Genomic DNA, 20,681 nt, shown 5'->3' with positions numbered 1-20,681 from the left:
ATGTTTAGCCTCTGCTGAGCCATCGGGCAAGGTCCGCATAAAAGCGATCCCCACTCCACTCACAGGCCTCTTAAAACGCATTTGCGCGGAGAAAAAACACCCTCCGCTAAAGCGCAAAAAGGCTGGCGCCGGGATTCCCCTTTGCCAGCCCCATTCGCGTGCCCAAAAGGCACGCGAGCACCACTTACTTGACGTCGACCTTCGCGCCAGCGTCTTCCAGCTTCTTCTTGGCTTCGGCAGCAGCAGCCTTGTCCACGCCTTCCTTGACGGGCTTCGGTGCGCCATCGACCAGGTCCTTGGCTTCCTTCAGGCCCAGGCCGGTGATTTCGCGCACGGCCTTGATCACGCCAACCTTGTTGGCGCCGACTTCGGCCAGGATCACGTTGAACTCGGTCTGCTCTTCGGCAGCAGCGGCAGCACCGCCAGCGCCCGGAGCGGCGGCCACGGCCATCGCAGCGGCGGACACGCCAAACTTCTCTTCGAACGCCTTGACCAGGTCGTTCAGTTCCATCACGGACATCGCGCCTACGGCTTCGAGGATGTCGTCTTTGGTGATTGCCATTTGGATTACTCCTAGATGTGATTCGGTATCGGTATTGCGATCGGGTGGTGCGAGGCCTGGATTGCCTTAGGCTTCGGCGGCTTCCGCAGCAGCGGGAGCGCCTTCTTCCTTCTTGGCAGCCAGTGCGGCCAGCAGACGGGCAAAGCCCGACACCGGCGCCTGCATCACGCCAAGCAGCTGAGCGATCAGTTCGTCGCGGCTCGGGATCGTTGCCAGCGCCTTGACGGCGTTGACGTCGAGCACCTTGCCGTCGTACGACCCTGCGCGCAGGACCAGCTTGTCGTTGGTCTTGGCAAAGTCGTTCAGAACCTTGGCCGAGGCCACTGCGTCTTCGGAAATCCCGTAGATCAGCGGACCGGTCATTTGCTCTGCGAGGCCTGCAAACGGCGTACCTTCCACGGCACGGCGAGCCAGCGTGTTCTTCAGAACGCGCAGGTACACGCCTTGCTCACGGGCCTTGGTACGCAGCTTGGTCAGATCGCCAACCGTGATGCCGCGATATTCGGCGACGACGATGGTCTGAGCTTTCGCGACTTGCGCCGAAACCTCAGCAACGACGGCCTTCTTATCTTCAATATTGAGTGGCACGGTTAAGCTCCAAAACGATGCTTGTCTCCCGGAAGACCGGGACACGCACATCAGTCCAAACGAACGGCGTCCGATTGGCCCGAATCACCCGGGCTGGGCCCGGATTCTTCAATCCCTTCGGGTGCGCCATCTGCGCTGGTTGGGCGGTGATTGCCACGGCGGACCGGAGTCCGTCACTGCATGTCGCCCGATTAAGATCACGCTGCGCCAGGCGCGGCACGACCACCAGCGGTCTTTGATAACCAGCGGAAGCCGTCCGTGCTTGCGCATCGGCGGGCTCCACTGCCCAAAGCCTTGCTTCCTTCCCGGCCCGCCGGCGAGGCGGGTACCGTTCCGGAAGAACGCCGCGGCAGTGCCGCGGCTTGCGATTCTGTTCCGACCGGCGTTATCGGGTCCGGTCGGATCGCGCTGTCAGCCTCAGGCTGCCAGCGAAGCCTGCTCGACGCGCACGCCAACGCCCATGGTGGACGAGACGGCGATCTTGCGCAGGTAGACACCCTTGCTGGTGGCCGGCTTGGCCTTGACCAGCGCGTCCAGCAGCGCAGCCAGGTTGCTCTTCAGCGCGGCGTCCTCGAACGAACGGCGGCCGATGGTGGCGTGGATGATACCGGCCTTGTCGACACGGAACTGGACCTGACCGGCCTTGGCGTTCTTCACGGCCTGGGCCACGTCGGGGGTCACGGTACCGACCTTCGGGTTCGGCATCAGGCCGCGCGGGCCCAGGATCTGGCCCAGCGTACCGACGATACGCATGGTGTCGGGCGAAGCGATCACCACGTCGAAGTTCAGGTTGCCGGCCTTGACCTGTTCAGCCAGGTCTTCCATGCCGACCACCTCAGCGCCGGCGGCCTTGGCAGCCTCGGCCTTCTCGCCCTGGGCGAACACGGCCACGCGCACGCTCTTGCCGGTACCGGCAGGCAGCACCACGGAACCACGGACGACCTGGTCCGACTTCTTGGCGTCGATGCCCAGCTGGACGGCGACGTCGATCGACTCGTCGAACTTGGCGCTGGCGCAACCCTTGACCAGGCCCAGGGCCTCGTCGATCGGGTAGAACTTGGTACGCTCGATCTTCGCCTTGTTGGCGGCGACGCGCTTGGAAACCTTAGCCATTTACAGACCCTCCACGGTGATGCCCATCGAGCGAGCCGAGCCGGCGATGGTACGCACGGCCGCGTCCAGGTCGGCGGCGGTGAGGTCAGCGTTCTTCGCCTTGGCGATTTCTTCAGCCTGGGCGCGGGTGATCTTGCCGACCTTGTCGGTATGGGGCTTGGGCGAACCCTTGGTGATGCCTGCTGCCTTCTTGATCAGCACGGTCGCGGGGGGCGACTTCATCACGAAGGTGAAGCTCTTGTCGGCGAAGGCGGTAATCACCACCGGCACCGGCAGACCGGGCTCCATGCCCTGGGTCTGGGCGTTGAACGCCTTGCAGAACTCCATGATGTTCAGACCACGCTGACCCAGTGCCGGGCCCACGGGCGGGGAGGGATTTGCCTTACCAGCCGGAATTTGCAGCTTGATAAAGCCAACGATCTTCTTGGCCATCTTTACTCCAATCCAGACCGCTCCATCGCTGGATACGGTCCTGTTGAGTCGTAACGCGCTGTCGCCTTGCAAACCGTTGCCGGCCTGCCCGACCTCACGCTCCTCTTTCGGCACGCCATCTCTGGCCTGCCACGCTTGCTGCCTACCAGGAGGTCGGCCGCATGCGCAAAATCTTCAAACCGATCAGACCTTCTCGACCTGGCCGAACTCCAGTTCGACCGGAGTGGCGCGACCGAAGATGGTGACCGAGACGCGCAGGCGCGATTTCTCGTAGTTCACTTCCTCGACGTTGCCATTGAAGTCGGTGAACGGACCGTCCTTGACGCGGACCATCTCGCCCACTTCGAACAGCGTCTTGGGGCGCGGCTTCTCGACCCCTTCCTGCATCTGGGTCATGATCTTGTCGACTTCCTTCTGGGAAATCGGGCTCGGGCGGTTGCGTGCACCGCCCACGAAACCGGTCACCTTGCTGGTGTTCTTCACCAGGTGCCAGGTCTCGTCAGTCATTTCCATCTCGACCAGCACGTAGCCGGGGAAGAAACGACGCTCGGTGACCGACTTCTGGCCACCCTTGATTTCCACCACTTCTTCCGACGGCACCAGGATGCGGCCGAACTTGTCCTGCATCTCGGCGCGCTCGATGCGCTCCTGCAGCGCCCGCTGCACGCTCTTTTCCATGCCGGAGTAAGCGTGAACCACATACCAGCGCTTCTTCGACGAAGGCGATTCAGCGGCGGCAGTTTCCTGCTGTGCGTTATCCGTCATGTCCGATTCCTTCATTTCCAGCCGAGCACGAGTGAGAAAATAACCCACTCGATCAGCTTGTCGGCCGACCACAGAAACAGCGCCATGATCACGACGAAGGCGAACACCAGCCCCGTCATCTGCCCCGCTTCCTTACGCGTCGGCCAGACGACTTTGCGGAGCTCCCGATACGATTCCTTGGCGAATCCGATGAATTCCTTGCCCGGCAGGGAGGTCAGGGCAACGGCTGCACCCAGCGCGAGACCGGCGATCAGCGCTGCCGCGCGAACGTAGGACGGCTGCTGCGCCAGAACATAGAAACCGATGACGCCGGCAACCACAAGAAGCACCGCGAGGCCGAGCTGCAATTTGCCGCCCGAGGCGTTGACGGTTTCGACGTTGGGATTGGCCATGTTTCGCAAACGAGATAGGCCGCGCCGCGAGGAAGATCGCGGCGCGGCCAAGGATTTGGCAGGGGCAGAGGGAATCGAACCCCCAACCTTCGGTTTTGGAGACCGACGCTCTGCCAGTTGAGCTATACCCCTAGAACAACTGTGGAGCCGACCGGATCGCCAGCTCCTCTGGCAACGAGCGCGACCGGTTGCTGCCGCGCTCGCCTGTTACAGCCTGTACTACTTAGTCGATGATCTTTGCCACGACGCCGGCGCCGACGGTACGGCCGCCTTCACGGATAGCGAAGCGCAGACCTTCTTCCATGGCGATCGGGGCGATCAGCTTGACGGTGATCGACACGTTGTCGCCCGGCATGACCATTTCCTTGTCCTTCGGCAGCTCGATCGAGCCGGTCACGTCGGTCGTACGGAAGTAGAACTGCGGACGGTAGTTGTTGAAGAACGGGGTGTGACGGCCGCCTTCGTCCTTCGACAGAATGTACACCTCACCGGTGAAGTGGGTGTGCGGCTTGATCGAGCCCGGCTTGCACAGCACTTGGCCGCGTTCCACGTCTTCACGCTTGGTGCCGCGCAGCAGCAGACCGACGTTGTCGCCAGCCTGGCCCTGGTCCAGCAGCTTGCGGAACATTTCCACGCCCGTGCAGGTCGTCTTCACCGTCGGCTTGATACCGACGATTTCGATTTCTTCACCGACCTTGATCACGCCGCGCTCGATACGGCCGGTCACCACGGTGCCGCGACCCGAGATCGAGAACACGTCTTCCACCGGCATCAGGAAGGTACCGTCAACGGCACGCTCCGGCGTCGGGATGTAGGTGTCCAGGGCGTCGGCCAGGTTCATGATGGCCACTTCGCCCAGCTCGCCCTTGTCGCCTTCCAGCGCCAGCTTGGCCGAACCCTTGATGATCGGGGTGTCGTCGCCGGGGAACTCGTACTTCGACAGCAGCTCGCGAACTTCCATCTCGACCAGCTCGAGCAGTTCAGCGTCGTCCACCATGTCGCACTTGTTCAGGAACACGATGATGTAAGGCACGCCAACCTGACGGGCCAGCAGGATGTGCTCGCGGGTCTGCGGCATCGGGCCGTCAGCGGCCGAGCACACCAGGATCGCGCCGTCCATCTGGGCGGCACCCGTGATCATGTTCTTCACGTAGTCGGCGTGGCCCGGGCAGTCAACGTGCGCGTAGTGGCGGTTGGCCGTCTCGTACTCGACGTGGGCGGTATTGATGGTAATACCGCGTGCCTTCTCTTCCGGCGCTGCGTCGATTTCGTCGTACTTCTTGGCGGCACCGCCGAACTTCGCAGCCAGCACCGTCGCGATCGCTGCCGTCAGCGTCGTCTTGCCGTGGTCAACGTGACCAATCGTACCAACGTTCACGTGCGGCTTAGTCCGCTCGAACTTTTCCTTTGCCATTTCGCGACTCCTGTCTTGGTAGCGATATTGCCAGTGCGGTGTATTGGTGCCCATGGGCAGGATCGAACTGCCGACCTCTCCCTTACCAAGGGAGTGCTCTACCACTGAGCCACATGGGCGAAACTTGACTTACTTCGATCGGCAGCGGCGCCTGGAGCGGGTGAAGGGAATCGAACCCTCGTCGTAAGCTTGGAAGGCTTCTGCTCTACCATTGAGCTACACCCGCCCGGTTACTACACTTGCTCACCGACGAGCCACTCGCGCCGCGATACTGCCTTGCGGCTGGCGCAGCGCTTGCTTGGCTCGCTGCCTTGCATTCTGGTGGAGAGGGTTGGATTCGAACCAACGTAGGCGTAAGCCAACAGATTTACAGTCTGCCCCCTTTAGCCACTCGGGCACCTCTCCGCAGAGAACTTGCGATTATGATGGAACTTGCCAGGGGTGTCAAGCACTTTCGGGTCGCGAAACCTGGCAGGTCCTGTGGGACCGCTCTGCTTGGTGGCTTGGCGCCGCTCAGCATTGCGTCACAATCGCACGCATCGAAGTTCGATGCTCTCACCCTATAGGGGCTCTGGAAACGCGCCAGGAGGCGCCGTCAGAGGGCTCGGCAAGGCATCGAGTGCGCCGCTGCGCAGCTCACGACACGCGCTGCGAGCGCCGCAAAGACAAAACCCCTCGCAGCGTTTGCTGTCGAGGGGTTTTGCGGGAGGGAGAGCCTGGCGATGACCTACTTTCACACGGGTAGTCCGCACTATCATCGGCGCAAAGTCGTTTCACGGTCCTGTTCGGGATGGGAAGGGGTGGTTCCGACTCGCTATGGTCACCAGGCATAAGGGGTTGCTGCGCCGGGGTTGAGCCGTCGCAGCGAATAGGGATGTAGTCTTGGTTGTGAGGTATCGGCACCGTCTTGGGCACACGCGATACGTCAACCAGTGAAACACACTGGTTATAGGATCAAGCCTTACGGGCAATTAGTACTGGTTAGCTTAACGCATTACTGCGCTTCCACACCCAGCCTATCAACGTCCTGGTCTCGAACGACCCTTCAAGGAGGTCAAGCCTCCAGGGAATCCTCATCTTCAGGCGAGTTTCCCGCTTAGATGCTTTCAGCGGTTATCTCTTCCGTACATAGCTACCCTGCGATGCCTCTGGCGAGACAACAGGTACACCAGCGGTACGTCCACTCCGGTCCTCTCGTACTAGGAGCAGCCCCCGTCAAGATTCCAACGCCCACGGCAGATAGGGACCAAACTGTCTCACGACGTTTTAAACCCAGCTCACGTACCTCTTTAAATGGCGAACAGCCATACCCTTGGGACCGGCTACAGCCCCAGGATGAGATGAGCCGACATCGAGGTGCCAAACACCGCCGTCGATATGAACTCTTGGGCGGTATCAGCCTGTTATCCCCAGAGTACCTTTTATCCGTTGAGCGATGGCCCTTCCATACAGAACCACCGGATCACTATGTCCTGCTTTCGCACCTGCTCGACTTGTCGGTCTCGCAGTTAAGCACGCTTTTGCCATTGCACTTTAGGTACGATGTCCGACCGTACCAAGCGTACCTTCGAACTCCTCCGTTACACTTTGGGAGGAGACCGCCCCAGTCAAACTGCCTACCATGCACTGTCCCCGACCCGGATTCACGGGCCAAGGTTAGAACCTCAAACAAACCAGGGTGGTATTTCAAGGACGGCTCCACCGGAACTAGCGTCCCGGTTTCAAAGCCTCCCACCTATCCTACACAGATCGGTTCAAAGTCCAATGCAAAGCTACAGTAAAGGTTCATGGGGTCTTTCCGTCTAGCCGCGGGGAGATTGCATCATCACAAACACTTCAACTTCGCTGAGTCTCGGGAGGAGACAGTGTGGCCATCGTTACGCCATTCGTGCAGGTCGGAACTTACCCGACAAGGAATTTCGCTACCTTAGGACCGTTATAGTTACGGCCGCCGTTTACCGGGACTTCAATCAAGAGCTTGCACCCCATCATTTAATCTTCCGGCACCGGGCAGGCGTCACACCCTATACGTCCACTTTCGTGTTTGCAGAGTGCTGTGTTTTTATTAAACAGTCGCAGCCACCAGTTTATTGCAACCCCTTCACCCTTCTGGCGCAGGCCAGTCAAGCTACCAGGGCGTACCTTATCCCGAAGTTACGGTACCAATTTGCCGAGTTCCTTCTCCCGAGTTCTCTCAAGCGCCTTAGAATACTCATCTCGCCCACCTGTGTCGGTTTGCGGTACGGTCTCGTATGACTGAAGCTTAGAGGCTTTTCTTGGAACCACTTCCGATTGCTTCGCGACGCATGGTCGCTCGCCCCACAGCCTTGAATCCCGCGCCCGGATTTGCCTAAGCGCCTTCTCCACTGCAGGGACCGGGACTTCCAACACCCGGACAACCTTCCGCGATCCGTCCCCCCATCGCATCATACGACGGTGCAGGAATATTAACCTGCTTCCCATCAGCTACGCATCTCTGCCTCGCCTTAGGGGCCGACTCACCCTACGCCGATGAACGTTGCGTAGGAAACCTTGGGCTTACGGCGAGGGGGCCTTTCACCCCCTTTATCGCTACTCATGTCAGCATTCGCACTTCTGATACCTCCAGCATCCTTTACAAGACACCTTCACAGGCTTACAGAACGCTCTCCTACCACGCACTTGCGTGCGTCCGCAGCTTCGGTGACTGGCTTAGCCCCGTTACATCTTCCGCGCAGGACGACTCGATCAGTGAGCTATTACGCTTTCTTTAAAGGGTGGCTGCTTCTAAGCCAACCTCCTGACTGTTTTAGCCTTCCCACTTCGTTTCCCACTTAGCCAATCTTTGGGACCTTAGCTGGCGGTCTGGGTTGTTTCCCTCTTGACACCGGACGTTAGCACCCGATGTCTGTCTCCCGTGATTGCACTCTTCGGTATTCGGAGTTTGCTATGGCGGGGTAATCAGCAATAGACCCCCCAACCATGACAGTGCTCTACCCCCGAAGGTGAGACACGAGGCACTACCTAAATAGTTTTCGGAGAGAACCAGCTATTTCCAGATTTGTTTAGCCTTTCACCCCTATCCACAGCTCATCCCCTAGTTTTTCAACACTAGTGGGTTCGGTCCTCCAGTACGTGTTACCGCACCTTCAACCTGGCCATGGATAGATCATCTGGTTTCGGGTCTACACCCAGCGACTGAACGCCCTGTTCGGACTCGCTTTCGCTACGCCTGCCCTAATCGGTTAAGCTTGCCACTGAATGTAAGTCGCTGACCCATTATACAAAAGGTACGCCGTCACCCGTTTCCAGGCTCCGACTGTTTGTATGCATGCGGTTTCAGGATCTATTTCACTCCCCTCCCGGGGTTCTTTTCGCCTTTCCCTCACGGTACTGGTTCACTATCGGTCGATCACGAGTATTTAGCCTTGGAGGATGGTCCCCCCATCTTCAGACAGGATTTCACGTGTCCCGCCCTACTTGTCGTACACCTAGTTCCACAACGCTGTTTTCGCATACAGGGCTATCACCTGCTATGGCCGGGCTTTCCATCCCGTTCTGCTAACAATGCTGCTAAAGAGTACAAGGCTGTTCCCATTTCGTTCGCCACTACTCTGGGAATCTCGGTTGATTTCTGTTCCTGCAGCTACTTAGATGTTTCAGTTCGCCGCGTTCGCTTCCCTTGCCTATGTATTCAGCAAGGGATGACCCATACGGGCCGGGTTTCCCCATTCGGACATCTCCGGATCAAAGCTCGTTTGCCAGCTCCCCGAAGCTTTTCGCAGGCTACCGCGTCCTTCATCGCCTGTGATCGCCAAGGCATCCACCACATGCACTTGTTCGCTTGACCCTATAACGAGTGTGTCTCAAGCTCGCGCTTGAAACGCTCATTACAGGTTGAGTTCTCGCATTTGTGCCGTATTCCAAGTCATCTTTCGATCACTTAAATACTTTGGTTGATACAATCACAACCCGGTATCGTGTTGGTTACTTCAGCCTCTCATCAAGGCTTCACGACACCTTTACTACATCCCATATTGTTAAAGAACAGCCGATGCTTTCACATCGCTTGGCCAACGCCAAATGCAAGCGCTCAACGCTAAGCGCTTGCATTTGGCTTGTCCAACCCAAGGTCGATGGTGGAGGATGACGGGATCGAACCGACGACCCCCTGCTTGCAAAGCAGGTGCTCTCCCAGCTGAGCTAATCCCCCTCGGATAACTTGGTGGGTCTGGTAGGACTTGAACCTACGACCCCCGCCTTATCAAGACGGTGCTCTAACCACCTGAGCTACAGACCCTTGGCTGTAACAGCAAACAGACCGATAAGTGTGAACGCTTCACTTGGGAAGCACGCTCTGGAAAGGAGGTGATCCAGCCGCACCTTCCGGTACGGCTACCTTGTTACGACTTCACCCCAGTCATGAACCCTGCCGTGGTAATCGCCCTCCTTGCGGTTAGGCTAACTACTTCTGGCAAAACCCACTCCCATGGTGTGACGGGCGGTGTGTACAAGACCCGGGAACGTATTCACCGCGGCATGCTGATCCGCGATTACTAGCGATTCCAGCTTCACGTAGTCGAGTTGCAGACTACGATCCGGACTACGATGCGTTTTCTGGGATTAGCTCCCCCTCGCGGGTTGGCAACCCTCTGTACGCACCATTGTATGACGTGTGAAGCCCTACCCATAAGGGCCATGAGGACTTGACGTCATCCCCACCTTCCTCCGGTTTGTCACCGGCAGTCTCTCTAGAGTGCCCTTTCGTAGCAACTAGAGACAAGGGTTGCGCTCGTTGCGGGACTTAACCCAACATCTCACGACACGAGCTGACGACAGCCATGCAGCACCTGTGTCCACTTTCCCTTTCGGGCACCTAATGCATCTCTGCTTCGTTAGTGGCATGTCAAGGGTAGGTAAGGTTTTTCGCGTTGCATCGAATTAATCCACATCATCCACCGCTTGTGCGGGTCCCCGTCAATTCCTTTGAGTTTTAATCTTGCGACCGTACTCCCCAGGCGGTCAACTTCACGCGTTAGCTTCGTTACTGAAGAAATGAATCCCCAACAACTAGTTGACATCGTTTAGGGCGTGGACTACCAGGGTATCTAATCCTGTTTGCTCCCCACGCTTTCGTGCATGAGCGTCAGTCACGTCCCAGGGGGCTGCCTTCGCCATCGGTATTCCTCCACATCTCTACGCATTTCACTGCTACACGTGGAATTCTACCCCCCTCTGACGCACTCTAGCCTTGCAGTCACAAGCGCCATTCCCAGGTTGAGCCCGGGGATTTCACGCCTGTCTTACAAAACCGCCTGCGCACGCTTTACGCCCAGTAATTCCGATTAACGCTCGCACCCTACGTATTACCGCGGCTGCTGGCACGTAGTTAGCCGGTGCTTATTCTTCCGGTACCGTCATCCCTCCGGGGTATTAGCCCAAAGGATTTCTTTCCGGACAAAAGTGCTTTACAACCCGAAGGCCTTCTTCACACACGCGGCATTGCTGGATCAGGGTTGCCCCCATTGTCCAAAATTCCCCACTGCTGCCTCCCGTAGGAGTCTGGGCCGTGTCTCAGTCCCAGTGTGGCTGATCGTCCTCTCAGACCAGCTACTGATCGTCGCCTTGGTGAGCCTTTACCTCACCAACTAGCTAATCAGACATCGGCCGCTCCTATTGCGCGAGGCCTTGCGGTCCCCCGCTTTCACCCTCAGGTCGTATGCGGTATTAGCTAATCTTTCGACTAGTTATCCCCCACAACAGGGCACGTTCCGATGTATTACTCACCCGTTCGCCACTCGCCGCCAGACCGAAGTCCGCGCTGCCGTTCGACTTGCATGTGTAAGGCATGCCGCCAGCGTTCAATCTGAGCCAGGATCAAACTCTTCAGTTCAATCTCTGTGTGGTTCCGCGCAGTTGCCTGCGCAAACCTCGCTCTTTCGAGCGGTCGCTCACTCTCAGAAAACTGACTGGCTCCGTCCGAAGACGAAACCAAACATGTTTACTGTGCGAGCACTGATAACTTGTAAGCTAGAAGACCGAGGTCTTCCGCTTCCCGCATCAAGCGCCCACACTTATCGGCTGTTTGTTTGTTAAAGAACTCACGCGATTCGCTTTGCTTACCGCGTCGCTGCGTTGTCAGCAGCAGAGAAACGAGATTATGAAGAACTTTCTGCGTTTCGTCAACAGGTTCGAAGCATCTTTTTCGCTTCGGTCAGTCGCGCTTCGCAGCACCACCCACCATCCTGCCAACCCCGCAACCCGCGTCGCTGCTGGCTTTGCCGCTGCGCTTCGTGTTGCGAGGGGGCGAATAGTAGGCCAGTCCGGCCGCCTTGGCAAGCCTTTTTGACAAGAAGAAGAAAAGACCCAAAAAAACCAAGAAAAGAAACGCAAGCAGCTCTTTCCCCGGTCGGGTACGCATCGCCTCGCTGCCTGCAAGCCGGTCTCTATATATAGAGATAGAGGCTGGAGTACATCCATAAGCTCGCGACCCGCGTCCGGGGCGCCGCGCGGCAAGGGCCACGGCAGCCTCCAGCGCCGAGGCCGCGGGTATCATGCATTACCGCCGGCGGCGCGGATGCGCGGCGCCCGGGTCAATCCCAAGACTCCGCCCACCCGCGATGGCACTGAATTTCGTCTGGCTGTCCTTTTTCCTGCTCTCCTTCATCGTCGCCTGCGTCCGCCTGGTCGGCGGCGACGATGCCGTCTTTCCGGCCATGATGGCCAGCCTCTTCGACAATGCCCGGAGCGGCTTCGAAATTTCTCTCGGGCTGGCCGGTGTGATGAGCTTGTGGCTGGGCATCATGCGCGTCGGTGAGCGCGCCGGTGTGGTGGACATGTTCGCGCGGCTGGTGAATCCGCTGCTGCGCCACTTCTTTCCCGGCGTACCGCAAGGGCACCCCGCGCAGGGGGCCATGATGATGAATGTGTCGGCCAACCTCCTGGGCCTCGACAACGCCGCCACGCCACTCGGCCTGAACGCCATGCGCGAGCTGCAGTCGCTGAACCGGCAGCCGGACACGGCAACCGACGCGCAGATCATGTTCATCGTACTCAACACCGCCGGCCTGACCCTGATCCCGTCATCGGTCATCGCGATCCGCCAAGCGGTTGCCGTCAAGCAGGGGCTGACCGGCTTCAACGCTGCCGATATCTTCCTGCCCACCCTGCTGGCCACCGCAGCCTCCTGCCTGGCGGGCCTGCTGGCCGTAGCTTGGGCCCAGCGCATCAACCTGTTCAAGCCGCTGGTGCTCGCCAGCTTCGGCCTGACGCTGGCCGCCATGTCCGCGCTCGCGCTGTGGTTGCACCACGCGGCGCCAGGGCGCGCGGCCTGGCTGGCGGCCCAGGCGGGCAGCGGTGTGATCGTTGGGCTGATCGTGCTGTTCCTGGCCTGCGGGGCGTTGCGCCGTGTTTCCGTCTACGAGGCCTTCGTCGACGGGGCGAAAGAAGGCTTCGGCGTGGCGGTGCAGATCATTCCTTATCTGATCGCGATCCTGGTGGCGGTCGGCCTGTTCCGTGCCAGCGGCTGCATGCAGGCATTGATGGACGCGCTGACACGGCTCTTTTCCCACCTGGGCATCGATACCGCCTTTGTACCGGCACTTCCGGTCGGACTCATGAAGATCTTGTCCGGAGCGGGCGCACGGGGCCTCATGATCGACGTCATGAACACCTACGGCGTCGATTCCTTCCAGGCCCGGCTGGCAGCAATCATCCAAGGATCGACCGAAACCACCTTTTACGTGCTGGCGGTCTATTTCGGCAGTGTCAATGTGCGCAAAACAAGACACGCGCTGGCGTGCGCCCTGTTCGCCGACTTCGCCGGCCTCGGCGCCGCCATCGGCATCGCCTACCTGTTCCGGTGATAAGCAAGATTCCGGCGCGGCAAATGCGACAATTACGTCACATGATTGAATGCCAAAGGCATGGAGTGTTGTAATGGAACAACAAAAGATCTTCGCGAGCCACGCCGCCGAACAAATTGCTTGGTGCGTCGCAGCAAAGCTAGTATAGTGAAACCTGTCTCCTCCACCACCTCGGTGGATTCCAACCCGCGCAAGCAATTGCGCGGGTTTTTTTTATCCCGATTCGACCCCGCGGAGGCAGATTCTGCCGAAGTGGCGCCAGCAGCATGCGCATCGCGCGCCGGCCGCAAGACCCTCCCGTGGGGTATCCGCGAGTCCCTTGCAGCCGACTGCAGCCCCACGCGACCCGCCCTTTGATTCGATTTGTTGCATTGCAACAATCCCTATCGTAGGTTGGTACGGAATGCGCGCTGCGCCTTCGTCTCGTATCCACTACTTCCGCAGTCCGCCTCATCATGCTTGCCGCCTTGCGCCTGCCGCGCCCCGGGCCCGATGCCGAAATGCTCCGGCGAGGCGGGATCTACGCCACCGCCTTCCTGATGCTGGCGGGCATGGCCTGGCTGACCGGCCAGCCGGGATTTCTCTGGTCAGCCACAGCATCGCTCTGGACGTGCCTGGCCGACCGGCGCGGCACACCAGCCGAACGGCTCGGCGGGCTTGCCGCGGTAGGCGTCGGCGGCAGCGTGGCCGCAGCACTGGGTGCGGCGGTCGCCCCGATGCCCTGGCTGGCATTCCCGGTCATCCTCATCAGCGGCTTCGCCGCCGGCCTGGCCGAGACCCGCGGTCCTGCCCGCGCGCTCGAAGCCAAGCTGCTCTACGTGGTGCTGATCGCCGCCTGCCTGCAGCCGGCCACGGAGCCCGCGCTGGCGGCGCGGGTATTGGCCAGCGGCGTCGACTTCCTGTGCGGCGGCCTGTTCGCCTGCCTGGTCTGCCTGAGCCTGATCCCTTCCCGTCGCGATACCCGGCCACGGGCAGAAGTGAGCGCCGCCTTCGAAGCTCTCCGGCACCTGGCCGGCACCTTGGCCGCCAGCCCCTACCCGGCCGCCACGGTGATGACCGGCAAGCACGCGGTGCGTACCCGCCTGGAAGCCGCCAGGCAAGCGATCGCGGCCCGCCGCAACCTGCGCGAGACGCCGCAGCTGCTCTACTACGCCTATCTGCTGAAGGCCGCAGACGCTGTCTTCGGCCTGCTGATCGTCGCCGCAGAGTTGCGCGAGCGGGCCCCCGACGGTGCCGGCCTGCCACTGCGGCATATCGTCCGCTGTGCCAGCGATATCCACGAACTGGTGGCCCAGGCCTTGGCGCGGCACGCTCCCGACCTGCCGGCCCTCGCCAGCGCGATCGGGCGCGAACTGCGCCATCTCACCGCCCAGATGCCGAATGCCTGCGCCGCGCCCCCCTACCAGGCCGCGCTCGCCATGCTGGCGCGCTTCCCCGCGTTCGACACTTGGCGCGCCGCGCACCAATGGCCTCGGCCGAGCCTGCGCCATAGCTGGCAGCGCTGGCGCACGGCCGTCGGCGAGCATCTCGCGCGCGACGCCTTGGCCGGCAGGCATGCCTTGCGCTTGGCCCTCGCCGGCGGACTGAGCCTGTTGCCCGCCCAGGTCTGGCGCATGAACCATGGCTATTGGGTGGCCGTTACCGTGATCATGGTACTGAGCCCGCAGCTGACCACCACGCGCCAGATCTCGCTCAAGCGCTTCGCCGGGTCTCTGGCAGGCGCCACGCTGGCTTGCGCCGTCGGTCTGGCACACCCGTCGGAGGGACTGGCCCTGCTGCTGAGCGCCGCCTTTCTGGCCGGTGCCTATGCCTGGCGCCTGGCGGGTCAGCCGGCAGGCTTCGCCTTCTGTCTGACGCCGGCGGTCATCCTGTTTTCCTGGATCGGCACCCCTGCCGCCGACAGCAGCTATTTCGCCGCGCTGCGCGGTCTCGACACCGCACTCGGGTGCCTGATCGCGCTGGCCAGCTACGCCGTGTTGGCGCCCCGCGTGGAGCTTTCGCGCGTGTTCCGGCACAGCCTGGAGGCCTTGGCGGTGAACGCCGTCTACCTGCGCGCCGCCTTCGCCGCCAGCCGCCACGGCAGCGGAGATTCCGCGCGGCTGGAAGCCCTGCGGGTGGCAGCCGGCCGCGCCTCGGTCCGTGCCGAGCAAACCCTGCAGCAAGGACACAGCGCGCTGGCCACCGACATGAGCACTCACTATCAGCGCCTGCACGCCGACACGCGCCGATTGGCGGCCCTGGCCGGGCTGGTACGTACCCGAGTGGAGGGCGACTCCCGCGTGCCACCCGATCCGGCCACGCGATCGATGGTGGAGCAGGTTGAGGCAAGGCTGGCCAAACTGGCCATCCGCCCTGGCGACAACGGTACGGCCACGCCCTCTTTCCCCACGGCCGGCATCGACGCCTTCCTGCTGGAGCAGGCGACCTACGCCCTCGCCCATATCGCCGCGGCGCATGACACCGTGACGTCACTCAGGCAATTGGGGAAGGCCGCGCGGCAGCGCAACACGGCGCGTGCAACCGGCCTGCTCTAGCAGGAAGCCCCCCGCCTGGCGGCCCTAAGGCAAAGTACGGGGCTTCGGGATCGAATGGAATCGCCTAGAATGGTCCGCATCCACCTACCGTCGTGAGGTGCGCCATGGCCGAAATCACCTTCCCCCGCAGCCTTCCGACCTATTGCGCGGCAAGCTTGACGCTGTCATGCCCCGCCACCGTGGATGGGGAGCCCAGCCTTTATTCGGTCACCGCGGAAGCCCTCAAGAGCCAGTTCGGCGCGCGCTCGCCGCGCGAGGAAGACCTGGTCCAGGCCTTCACCGCGCATCGGGAACAGATCGAGAACATCGCCTTGAGCTGGTTCGAGATGACGCAGGCCCACGAGATCGTGCTGCGCAGCGGACATTTCCGCTTTGCCAACTAACTGACGCCAGGCGGGCCGGCGGGATGGTCAGGCTGGCGCGGTGCCACGCACCAGCAGCACGGGCAGCGTCGATTCGCGGATCACCTCCTCGGCCACGCTGCCCAGGACCAGGCGTCGCACGCCACGGCGGCCGTGCGTACCCAGCACGATCAGGTCCGCGCCCCAGGCCTCGGCCGCGCCATTAAGCGAGCCGGCCACGTCGCCGACCACGGCCGGCTCGTCCACCAATCGGGTCTCGTAGGCGACAGCGGCGGCTTTCAGGCGCTGCGCCGCATCCTCCAGCGCGCGCTTGCCGCTTTCGACAAAGGCATTGCGCAGCTGCGTCGGATCGTAGTAGCCCGCGTCGAACAGCACCTGGCCGTTATCGACCACATAGATCGCCAGCACTTGCGCGCCCGACAGACGCGCCACGCGGATCGCTTCGTCGAGCGCGCGCTCCGCCGTGGTGCTGCCGTCGACTGCCACCATGATCTTCTGATACGCCGAATCCGTCATTGCCATTGCCTCCATCATGAGAAAGGAAAAGAGAAAGGAAAAGAGAAAGGGAATAGTCCGCCAGCAGCGCGGCAGCCGCGGCGCCAGGCCTGTCGTCACCCGGCGGCGCTACCGGCGAGGTGATCTTACCTCCGCCTGGCCGAGGTTGCTGGCGGTCTCATTGCATATTGGCCGTCGCGCCGGCCACGCCGCGTGGTGCCTCGCCCCGTACGGCAAGGGCCGCGGACACCTTGCGTGCCGAGTCCACGATGACCAGATAGCGGCCGGGAAAGGACACCGGCGTACGGTCTCGCCGCAGCACCCATAGCGCATCACCACGCGCGACCGCGTCGAGATAGTCGGCATCCAGCAGTCCGAAAGCATCGACGATGCGGTTCAAGGCTGCCGGGATGCGCACACAGCCCTTGGATGCGGCCTGACCCAGCCTGGGCTCCAGGTAGACAGGATCGGTGGCGTGCATCTGCAGCCGGATCTCGCTGCGCCCGCCTTTGCCCCAGCCCCGTTCGGCTTCCACCCAGCCGAAATCGTAGACGCGCATGCCGCGCGCGCCGTAGCCGCGGATACCGTTCTCATTCAGCGTGCCCTCGGCGCGGAAGTCCATGTTGTCCAGGCTGTGCTCGAACACGCCGGTCGGCGTGACGAAGTAGTCGTAACGCCCGGGCCGTCCGGTCGAGATCGGCGCGGCACCCACCCATTGCCAGGGCCCGTCCGGCGCTGCGCGGGTGTAGACCAGGACGGTCTGGATGCGTGGATTACGGTCCACCACCAGCACCCAGCCGCCGGCCCGCGCCTCCAGCCCCTGCCGCGCCAGCGCCGCATCGAGCAGGCCGGCGTAATAGTCCGCCCTGGCGGGCGCCACCGCGCGGTGCCGTTTGATCCCGGCCACCAGCGCGGCGTGGACCCGCTCCAGGTCAGTGGCGGGCAGGGGCGCCGGTGCCGGCCATACGGCGCGCGCGACCAGCATCAGGATCAGGCTCGCCAGCGTGGACGAGCGCCTGGCTGGCGTAGCCAGCCAGTGGCCGGTGCCACTCGAAACGGGCGGGAACGGATGCCACATGGTCGGCCTCATGGTCGGGATGGCGCTTGCTGGGAACGGCGCCTGGACGCCGGGATCCGATTGCCTGCGAGGAGGATGTGCCTGCCACCAGCGGCAGACCTTGAGCAGGGTCACGGAGGGTCGGGACCTTGCGCGCGCCGCGGCGTGCGGCAGGCAACACCCGCGGCGCATTGCCGCCGTTCCCTGCTATGTAGACTGGGAGAACGGGCCCGGATATCCCGCGGGGGACAGAGCCCGTGGCCAGGAGGCCCGCTGCATCACATTCCGGAGCTGGCCGGAGGCGGTGGCAAACAGCCATCCATGGCGCCGTTGCCGAACGCCTGGGCGCTATGGCAATATTGCAACGAAGTTGCATTTAAAAGGGGCTGTCGCCTGCGCCGTCGCCCCCTCCAAGAAGAAATACGAGTCCACCCGATGCGGCGACGCTGGCTACCCCTGCTGCTTGTCCTGTTCCTGCTGTGCGGGCAGGTCGCGGCATCGGTGCATGCGCTCGCCCACCTGCAGGCACAGCGCAGCAATCCCTGTGCGGCACCAGCGGACCTGGAGCAGTGCGGGCCTTCGCACGAAGTCTGCCCCCAGTGCCTGGTGCTGGCGGCGCTGGCCGTCGCGCTGCCGGCCATGGCCCTGCGCCTGCCGGCCTCGGGACGCAGCTGGCACTTTCCTTATCTCGCGCAGCGCCACGCCGCACCGGTATGGCGGCCGCAACCCAGCAGCCGCGGCCCGCCCGTGCGGTCCGGATCGTTCTGTCTCGCTAGCTAGGGTCCTGATTCTTGAGTTCGTCGAGAAAGCGAATTCGTGATTCAGGACACTCGATGCCGGGCGCCCTGGGTGCCCGGCGACCGACGTTTCCGCACCGCCAAGGCTCACCATGTCCAGATTTCCGCTCCGCGCGCTCGCGGCCGGCGCCGCGTCGGCGTTCGCGCTCGCCGCGCAGGCGCAGTCCGCCCCGCCCGCCCCCGCCTCCAGCGCCTCCAGCGCTTCCACCAACCCGCCGGCCCTGCCAGCCGGCGACGGCACGCCGCCGCCCGACAGCAAGACACTGAACGCCGTGGTCGTGTCCGCCAAGCGCCTCGACGAGGCGCGCAACAAACTGTCCCCCGAAACCGGCAGTTCGGTCTACCGCTTCGACAAGGAAGACATCGCCGCACTGCCGCAAGGCGACAACACCGCACTGAACCAGGTCCTGCTGCAGGCCCCCGGGGTCACACAGGACTCCTTCGGGCAACTGCATGTGCGCGGCGACCATGCCAACCTGCAATACCGCATCAACGGCGTCATCGTCCCCGAGCCGATCAGCGGCTTCGGCCAGATGCTGGACACGCGCTTTGCCGACCAGGTCAGCCTGATCACGGGCGCGCTGCCAGCCCAGTACGGCTACCGTACTGCCGGCATCATCGACATCCGGACCAAGGGCGCCGCCGCCGGCGGCGAGGACGAGGAGACGCCGCCGAAGCCCTTCGGCGGCGAAATCGGCACCGTGATCGGCAGCCATGGCGACCGCGAGGTCAACGCTCAGGTGCAGGGCACCGCGGGACGGCTCAGCTACTACCTGAGCGGCTCCTTCATCGAGAACAACCTCGGCATCGAGAATCCGACCGGCTCGCGCAACGCCATCCACGATCACACCGACCAGGGCAAGGCCTTCGGCATGCTGTCCTACCTGATCGACCCCGACCAGCGGGTCAGTTTCGTCTTCGGCAACGCCAACAACCGCTTCGAGATTCCCAACCGGCCCGGGCTGACTCCCGCCTTCACGCTGGATGGTGCCGTCGCGCCAAGCTCCGCGAGCCTGAACGCCAGCCAGCGCGAGAAAACCGACTTCCAGATCCTGTCCTACCAGAACAAGGTCTCCTCGACGCTCGACTACCAGGTGTCGCTGTTCCACCGCACCAGCCGCATCGACTACAACCCGGATCCGATCGGCGATCTGGTCTACAACGGCGTCGCCTCCAACATCATGCGCAGCAACGAGGCCTACGGCATGCAGGCCGACGCCAGCTACGCGCTCAACGGCAGCCACACGCTGCGCAGCGGACTGTTCGTGCAATACGAGCATGCCATCGTCAACAACACCTCCAGCGTGTTTCCGGCCGACGCCGACGGCAACCAGACCAGCAGCGCGCCGTTCAGCATCACCGACAACGGCACCCTCGGCGGCACCACCATGGGCTTCTACCTGCAGGACGAGTGGAAAGCCACCGACAAGCTGACGGTGAACTACGGTGCACGTTACGACCACGTCAACACGGTGGTCAGCGAACAGCAGTTGAGCCCGCGCCTGGGCCTGACCTATGAACTGAGCCATGCCACCCGCCTGCACGCCGGCTATGCGCGCTACTTCACGCCGCCGCCGACCGAACTGATCGATACCACCTCGGTGGCCGCCTTCCAGGGCACCACCAACGCGCTGCCGTCGGGCGCCAACACTTCGGTGCGTTCGGAACGCTCGAACTACTTCGACCTGGGCATCTCGCACCAGGCCACGCGCAACCTGACGCTGGGCCTGGACGCCTACTACCGCGACGTGCGCCACCTGCAGGACGAGGGCCAGTTCGGCAACGCGCTGATCTTCTCTTCCTTCAACTACGCGCGCGGACGCATCTACGGCCTGGAAGGCACGGCCAACTACCGCCAGGGCAACTTCGGCGCCTATGCCAACCTGGCGCTGTCGCGGGCGATGGCCAAGGGCATCGAGAGCGGGCAATTCAACTTCTCCGCCGACGAACTCGCCTACATCGCCAATAACTGGGTGCACCTGGACCACGACCAGACCGTCAGCGGCTCCTTCGGCGCGTCTTACCTGTGGCGCGGCACGCAGTTCAGTGGCGACGCGCTGTTCGGCTCCGGGCTGCGCAACGGCTTCGCCAACACCACCCACCTGCCGGGCTATTTCCAGGTCAACGTGGGCGTGGCGCATACCTTCGATGCACCGGTCATCGGCAAGCTCAAGACGCGCTTCAGCATCGTGAACCTGTTCGACCGCTCCTACGCGCTGCGCGACGGCACTGGCATCGGCGTGGGCGCGCCCCAGTACGCGCCGCGGCGCAGCTTCTACCTGGCGCTGTCCAAGCCGTTCTGACACTTCCCTCCCCGGTGCGGGCC

The 20,681-nt window shown here is 62.3% G+C and carries 15 protein-coding genes, 6 tRNA genes and 3 rRNA genes; 5 read left to right on the top strand and 19 right to left on the bottom strand.

Annotation, left to right across the window (positions count from 1 at the left end):
- Positions 1 to 184: 184 nt before the first annotated feature.
- The 17 genes from rplL to BKK79_RS40330 all read right to left on the bottom strand — a co-directional run bounded on the left by rplL (position 185) and on the right by BKK79_RS40330 (position 11,666).
- Entirely contained in the window at positions 185 to 562 is a 378-nt protein-coding gene (rplL, locus tag BKK79_RS12290; RefSeq protein ID WP_071010157.1) for a 50S ribosomal protein L7/L12, read from the bottom strand.
- 66 nt (positions 563 to 628) lie between these two features.
- Positions 629 to 1,150, bottom strand: a complete 522-nt coding sequence (rplJ, locus tag BKK79_RS12285; RefSeq protein WP_071010159.1) for a 50S ribosomal protein L10 — start codon at positions 1,148 to 1,150, stop codon at positions 629 to 631.
- A 417-nt stretch (positions 1,151 to 1,567) separates the two neighbouring features.
- The gene (rplA, locus tag BKK79_RS12280) at positions 1,568 to 2,263 is read right to left on the bottom strand and encodes a 50S ribosomal protein L1 (protein WP_071010161.1); all 696 of its coding nucleotides are present in this window, start codon (positions 2,261 to 2,263) and stop codon (positions 1,568 to 1,570) included.
- On the bottom strand, positions 2,264 to 2,695 hold the full coding sequence (rplK, locus tag BKK79_RS12275) for a 50S ribosomal protein L11 (RefSeq protein WP_019447978.1): 432 nt from the start codon (positions 2,693 to 2,695) through the stop codon (positions 2,264 to 2,266).
- A gap of 183 nt (positions 2,696 to 2,878) precedes the next feature.
- A complete protein-coding gene (nusG, locus tag BKK79_RS12270; protein WP_071037796.1) occupies positions 2,879 to 3,460 on the bottom strand; it encodes a transcription termination/antitermination protein NusG in 582 nt (193 codons plus the stop codon).
- Between the two features lie 11 nt (positions 3,461 to 3,471).
- On the bottom strand, positions 3,472 to 3,852 hold the full coding sequence (gene secE / locus BKK79_RS12265; protein WP_071010165.1) for a preprotein translocase subunit SecE: 381 nt from the start codon (positions 3,850 to 3,852) through the stop codon (positions 3,472 to 3,474).
- Positions 3,853 to 3,908: 56 nt separating this feature from the next.
- A tRNA-Trp gene (locus BKK79_RS12260) sits at positions 3,909 to 3,984 on the bottom strand.
- A gap of 91 nt (positions 3,985 to 4,075) precedes the next feature.
- The gene (gene tuf, locus BKK79_RS12255) at positions 4,076 to 5,266 is read right to left on the bottom strand and encodes an elongation factor Tu (protein WP_071010149.1); all 1,191 of its coding nucleotides are present in this window, start codon (positions 5,264 to 5,266) and stop codon (positions 4,076 to 4,078) included.
- A 44-nt stretch (positions 5,267 to 5,310) separates the two neighbouring features.
- Positions 5,311 to 5,385, bottom strand: a tRNA-Thr gene (locus tag BKK79_RS12250).
- Between the two features lie 33 nt (positions 5,386 to 5,418).
- Positions 5,419 to 5,492 (bottom strand) — tRNA-Gly (locus BKK79_RS12245).
- A 93-nt stretch (positions 5,493 to 5,585) separates the two neighbouring features.
- Positions 5,586 to 5,671: transfer RNA gene (locus BKK79_RS12240), tRNA-Tyr, on the bottom strand.
- A 309-nt stretch (positions 5,672 to 5,980) separates the two neighbouring features.
- A 5S ribosomal RNA gene (gene rrf, locus BKK79_RS12235) occupies positions 5,981 to 6,094 on the bottom strand.
- Positions 6,095 to 6,216: 122 nt separating this feature from the next.
- Positions 6,217 to 9,095: ribosomal RNA gene (locus tag BKK79_RS12230) — 23S ribosomal RNA — on the bottom strand.
- Positions 9,096 to 9,382: 287 nt separating this feature from the next.
- Positions 9,383 to 9,458 (bottom strand) — tRNA-Ala (locus tag BKK79_RS12225).
- A gap of 10 nt (positions 9,459 to 9,468) precedes the next feature.
- Positions 9,469 to 9,545: transfer RNA gene (locus BKK79_RS12220), tRNA-Ile, on the bottom strand.
- Positions 9,546 to 9,606: 61 nt separating this feature from the next.
- Positions 9,607 to 11,138, bottom strand: a 16S ribosomal RNA gene (locus BKK79_RS12215).
- Together the 16S, 23S and 5S rRNA genes with 5 tRNA genes alongside form the textbook arrangement of a ribosomal RNA operon.
- A 321-nt stretch (positions 11,139 to 11,459) precedes the next feature.
- A complete protein-coding gene (locus BKK79_RS40330; RefSeq protein ID WP_157128426.1) occupies positions 11,460 to 11,666 on the bottom strand; it encodes a hypothetical protein in 207 nt (68 codons plus the stop codon).
- Positions 11,667 to 11,865: 199 nt separating this feature from the next.
- Here BKK79_RS40330 and BKK79_RS12210 point away from each other — a divergent pair, with 199 nt between their 5' ends.
- From BKK79_RS12210 to BKK79_RS12200, 3 genes are all read left to right on the top strand, one after another.
- Positions 11,866 to 13,110, top strand: a complete 1,245-nt coding sequence (locus tag BKK79_RS12210; protein WP_071037795.1) for a nucleoside recognition domain-containing protein — start codon at positions 11,866 to 11,868, stop codon at positions 13,108 to 13,110.
- A gap of 455 nt (positions 13,111 to 13,565) precedes the next feature.
- Positions 13,566 to 15,644: an FUSC family protein gene (locus BKK79_RS12205; RefSeq protein WP_071010168.1), complete on the top strand. Its 2,079-nt coding sequence runs from the start codon at positions 13,566 to 13,568 to the stop codon at positions 15,642 to 15,644.
- Positions 15,645 to 15,748: 104 nt separating this feature from the next.
- On the top strand, positions 15,749 to 16,027 hold the full coding sequence (locus BKK79_RS12200; RefSeq protein WP_071010170.1) for a DUF1488 domain-containing protein: 279 nt from the start codon (positions 15,749 to 15,751) through the stop codon (positions 16,025 to 16,027).
- 27 nt (positions 16,028 to 16,054) lie between these two features.
- Here BKK79_RS12200 and BKK79_RS12195 read toward each other — a convergent pair whose 3' ends face one another.
- Together BKK79_RS12195 and BKK79_RS12190 are read right to left on the bottom strand one after the other, a co-directional pair.
- Positions 16,055 to 16,522, bottom strand: a complete 468-nt coding sequence (locus tag BKK79_RS12195; RefSeq protein WP_071010172.1) for a universal stress protein — start codon at positions 16,520 to 16,522, stop codon at positions 16,055 to 16,057.
- Between the two features lie 157 nt (positions 16,523 to 16,679).
- Complete coding sequence (locus BKK79_RS12190; protein ID WP_071037794.1) at positions 16,680 to 17,579, bottom strand: L,D-transpeptidase; 900 nt, start codon at positions 17,577 to 17,579, stop codon at positions 16,680 to 16,682.
- Positions 17,580 to 17,993: 414 nt separating this feature from the next.
- On the opposite strand from BKK79_RS12190, the gene BKK79_RS12185 reads away from it, so the two are divergent.
- Positions 17,994 to 18,338 carry a hypothetical protein gene (locus BKK79_RS12185; RefSeq protein WP_071037793.1) on the top strand — a complete coding sequence of 115 codons (345 nt, stop codon included), beginning with the start codon at positions 17,994 to 17,996 and terminating at the stop codon, positions 18,336 to 18,338.
- 109 nt (positions 18,339 to 18,447) lie between these two features.
- Positions 18,448 to 20,658: a TonB-dependent receptor gene (locus tag BKK79_RS12180; protein ID WP_071037792.1), complete on the top strand. Its 2,211-nt coding sequence runs from the start codon at positions 18,448 to 18,450 to the stop codon at positions 20,656 to 20,658.
- The last annotated feature ends 23 nt before the right edge of the window (positions 20,659 to 20,681 follow it).

This window comes from Cupriavidus sp. USMAA2-4 (assembly GCF_001854305.1).
GTDB lineage: Bacteria > Pseudomonadota > Gammaproteobacteria > Burkholderiales > Burkholderiaceae > Cupriavidus > Cupriavidus malaysiensis.
The sequence above is the reverse complement of the archived record's forward strand: the minus strand, read 5'-3'. Positions and strand labels throughout refer to the sequence as shown.

Excerpts from the sequence above, each read along its gene's own strand:
- rplL (WP_071010157.1), bottom strand. The coding sequence starts at position 562 with ATGGCAATCACCAAAGACGACATCCTCGAAGCCGTAGGCGCGATGTCC.
- rplA (WP_071010161.1), bottom strand. The coding sequence starts at position 2,263 with ATGGCTAAGGTTTCCAAGCGCGTCGCCGCCAACAAGGCGAAGATCGAG.
- rplK (WP_019447978.1), bottom strand. The coding sequence starts at position 2,695 with ATGGCCAAGAAGATCGTTGGCTTTATCAAGCTGCAAATTCCGGCTGGT.
- nusG (WP_071037796.1), bottom strand. The coding sequence starts at position 3,460 with ATGACGGATAACGCACAGCAGGAAACTGCCGCCGCTGAATCGCCTTCG.
- secE (WP_071010165.1), bottom strand. The coding sequence starts at position 3,852 with ATGGCCAATCCCAACGTCGAAACCGTCAACGCCTCGGGCGGCAAATTG.
- tuf (WP_071010149.1), bottom strand. The coding sequence starts at position 5,266 with ATGGCAAAGGAAAAGTTCGAGCGGACTAAGCCGCACGTGAACGTTGGT.
- BKK79_RS40330 (WP_157128426.1), bottom strand. The coding sequence starts at position 11,666 with ATGCGTACCCGACCGGGGAAAGAGCTGCTTGCGTTTCTTTTCTTGGTT.
- BKK79_RS12210 (WP_071037795.1), top strand. The coding sequence starts at position 11,866 with ATGGCACTGAATTTCGTCTGGCTGTCCTTTTTCCTGCTCTCCTTCATC.
- BKK79_RS12205 (WP_071010168.1), top strand. The coding sequence starts at position 13,566 with ATGCTTGCCGCCTTGCGCCTGCCGCGCCCCGGGCCCGATGCCGAAATG.
- BKK79_RS12200 (WP_071010170.1), top strand. The coding sequence starts at position 15,749 with ATGGCCGAAATCACCTTCCCCCGCAGCCTTCCGACCTATTGCGCGGCA.
- BKK79_RS12195 (WP_071010172.1), bottom strand. The coding sequence starts at position 16,522 with ATGACGGATTCGGCGTATCAGAAGATCATGGTGGCAGTCGACGGCAGC.
- BKK79_RS12190 (WP_071037794.1), bottom strand. The coding sequence starts at position 17,579 with ATGTGGCATCCGTTCCCGCCCGTTTCGAGTGGCACCGGCCACTGGCTG.
- BKK79_RS12185 (WP_071037793.1), top strand. The coding sequence starts at position 17,994 with ATGCGGCGACGCTGGCTACCCCTGCTGCTTGTCCTGTTCCTGCTGTGC.
- BKK79_RS12180 (WP_071037792.1), top strand. The coding sequence starts at position 18,448 with ATGTCCAGATTTCCGCTCCGCGCGCTCGCGGCCGGCGCCGCGTCGGCG.